Here is a 2,821-nt window from a genome sequence, read left to right on the forward strand (position 1 = left end):
TGCGCGAGGCGGTCACCAACGTGGTCCGGCACAGCCGCGCCGGCCGCTGCGAGATCCGGGTGAACGGCACGGCCGAGCGGGTCCGCCTGACGGTCACGGACGACGGCACGGGTGCCGGTGCGGACGACGCCGGGGGTGCCGGTACGCAGGACCGCACAGGTGCCGGTGCGGGTGCCGGCACGGACGACCACAGGGGCCCGGCCACGGACGACCGCGCAGGCGCCGGGGCAGGTACCGGTGGGAACGGCCGCGCAGGCGCCGGAGCGGGCACCGGCACCGGCGGTACGGGGCTGAAGGGACTGACCGAGCGCCTCGCGGCGGCGGGCGGCTGCCTCACGGCGGGCCCGGCACCACGCGGCGGCTTCACGGTCGTCGCCGACCTCCCCGTCGGCACGGACACGCTGACACCGACGGCCACGGCGCCCGGGGCGGTCTGACCCCCGCCCACCCGCCACCGGTCACGAGCCTCCGACCGACGGCCACCGGCCGACAGCCACCGGTCACCGGTCACCGGTCACCGGTCACCAGCCGACGGCCACCGGCCACCCGGCCGACGGCCAGCAACCAGCACCCAACGGTCGGCTGTCGACCGTCGGCGGCAAAGCAGTCGGTGGCAGGCAATCGGACGTCAGCGGAAGTGGGCTCGACGGCCGCCGCCGTACCCTGAGCGCATGAACGAGATGCCCCGGGACGGCCGCCCCGCCAAGTGCATCCGGGTACTGCTCGCCGAGGACCAGGGCATGATGCGCGGCGCCCTCGCCCTCCTGCTCGGCATGGAGGAGGACATCGAGGTCGTGGCCCAGCTGGGCTCGGGTGACGGCATCGTGGACGCCGTGCTGGCCCACCGGCCGGACGTGGCCCTGCTGGACATAGAACTGCCGGGCATGAGCGGACTGGACGCGGCGGCCGAGCTGCGTGTCCAGGCACCCGGCTGCCGGGTGCTGATCCTCACCACCTTCGGCCGGCCCGGTTATCTGCGCCGGGCGATGGAGGCGGGCGCGGGCGGCTTCCTCGTCAAGGACGGGCCGGTGGAGGAGCTGGCCGCGGCGATCCGGCGGGTGCTCGGCGGCGAGACCGTCGTCGACCCGGCGCTGGCCGCCGCCGCGCTCAGTGCGGGACCCAATCCGCTGACGGCCCGGGAGTGCGAGGTGCTGAAGGCGTCGGTGGACGGGGCGACCGTCGCCGACATCGCCGGCAGGCTCCACCTCTCCGAGTCCACCGTCCGCAACTACCTCTCCTCCGCGATCGGCAAGACCGGCACCCGCAACCGGGCCGAGGCTGTGCGGGAGGCCCGTCAGCAGGGCTGGCTGTGAGCAAGGGCCGTCCCGCGGTACGTCACTTCGTCACCTCCGCGTCCTTGTAGGTCGTCCCCGCCGGGCCGAGGCACACGAACCAGTTCCCTCCCGGGTAACCGGTGACCGGGCGGATCCGCGAGGAACCGGTGTCGGCCTCGGACGCGTTCGCCAGCCGGGCCACGGTGGACGTGCCGTCCTTCCAGCGGCAGGTCACCTCCCTGGCGGTCTTGGCCACGTGGCCGACCACCAGCCGCTCGGGCGCCGTCGCGCTGACCCCCTGGAGGGGGACGGCGGCCGACTGGAGGTCGGTGCCCGAGAGGCGGTCGACCTTCCTGGCCGTGTCGAACATGATCCCCAGCGCGCGACCGCCGCCGTAGGACCGGAACGAGAAGTACGAGCCCCGGCCGACCAGTTCGGCCTCGGCCACCGCCGGGCGGACGCCCGTCCGCTTCATGGCGTCGTACTGCCGGCCCGCCTCCCGCGCGTCACGTGGCGCCCCCCACACCTCGACCCAGACCGCCCACCGCCTGCCGTTCTCGGTCCCCCGCGCCAGCTCCGTGCGCTGCGGCGCGTACACGTGCCGCGCCTCGGCCGACAGCGGTCCGGGCGACGTCACCCGGTCCGCGTGCCGGCCGGGCAGCCCGGCGAACGCCAGCGCGGCCCCGGTCGAGCCCGTCAGCACCAGGGCGGTGGCCGCCAGCACCGCCCGGCGCCGTGCCCGGCGTCGCCGGCCGCCGCGGACGACCGCCTGGACGGGGGCTATGCCGATCTCGACCTCGTCCGCGGCGTCCGCGAGGAGGAGGGCGATGTCACTGTGCGCCATGTCGTGGTTCTCCAGGTCCCCGCTCGTCATTTCCGCCCTCCGTGCGTCACCGTCTCCGCCAGTTCCGGTATGGCGCGGAGTTTCGCGATCCCCTTGGCCGCGTTGCTCTTCACCGTGCCGACCGAGCAGCCCATCGCCGCTGCCGTCTGGGTCTCCGTCAGGTCCTCCCAGTAGCGCAGGACGACGGCCTCCCGCTGCCGCGCGGGCAGCCGGGCGAGCGCCGCGAGCAGCGTGCCGCGGTCGTCGGCCTGGGCGATCCGGTCACCCGTGTCGGCCACCTCGCGCACCAGGCCGGAGTCGTCCCGCGGTGCCAGGAACTCCCGGAGCCTCCTGCGGTGTCTGCGCGCGTGCGCGTTGATCATCACGCGGCGTACGTACGCCTCCGGGTCGTCGGCCGAACCGACCCGCCGCCAGGCCACGAAGACCTGTTCCAGTGTCGACTGGACCAGGTCCTCGGCGGCGTGCTGCTCCCCCGTGAGGAGAAATGCCGTGCGCATCAGCCGCGGCCAGCGGCCGACCACGAAGCTCTGGAACTCCTCGCTCCGAGTCTGCTTCCCGTCCCCCATGGGCACCTCCTAGATGTAAGAAGGAGTCCATGAGGCGCCCGGACCGTTGCCCCGGCCGGCGGAACCCGACGGATTCGCCGGCTCGTGCTCGGCGAGTCCGGCGCGGACGCGACCGGCTTCGTCGGCCGGGAGCTGCT

The 2,821-nt window shown here is 74.5% G+C and carries 4 protein-coding genes; 2 read left to right on the plus strand and 2 right to left on the minus strand.

Annotated elements, in window-relative coordinates:
- The coding region (locus GT045_RS40075) for an ATP-binding protein (protein ID WP_345942781.1) at positions 1–437 on the plus strand (437 nt) is incomplete at its 5' end.
- Positions 438–671: 234 nt separating this feature from the next.
- Positions 672–1,313, plus strand: a complete 642-nt coding sequence (locus GT045_RS28065) for a response regulator transcription factor (RefSeq protein ID WP_161295121.1) — start codon at positions 672–674, stop codon at positions 1,311–1,313.
- A 22-nt stretch (positions 1,314–1,335) separates the two neighbouring features.
- Here GT045_RS28065 and GT045_RS28070 read toward each other — a convergent pair whose 3' ends face one another.
- Together GT045_RS28070 and GT045_RS28075 are read right to left on the minus strand one after the other, a co-directional pair.
- On the minus strand, positions 1,336–2,148 hold the full coding sequence (locus GT045_RS28070) for a hypothetical protein (protein ID WP_161335904.1): 813 nt from the start codon (positions 2,146–2,148) through the stop codon (positions 1,336–1,338).
- Complete coding sequence (locus tag GT045_RS28075) at positions 2,145–2,684, minus strand: SigE family RNA polymerase sigma factor (protein ID WP_161296717.1); 540 nt, start codon at positions 2,682–2,684, stop codon at positions 2,145–2,147. The genes GT045_RS28070 and GT045_RS28075 overlap by 4 nt, the downstream gene beginning before the upstream one ends.
- Positions 2,685–2,821: the final 137 nt, after the last annotated feature.

The organism is Streptomyces sp. SID486, assembly GCF_009865385.1.
In the GTDB taxonomy this organism is placed as follows: Bacteria; Actinomycetota; Actinomycetes; order Streptomycetales; family Streptomycetaceae; genus Streptomyces.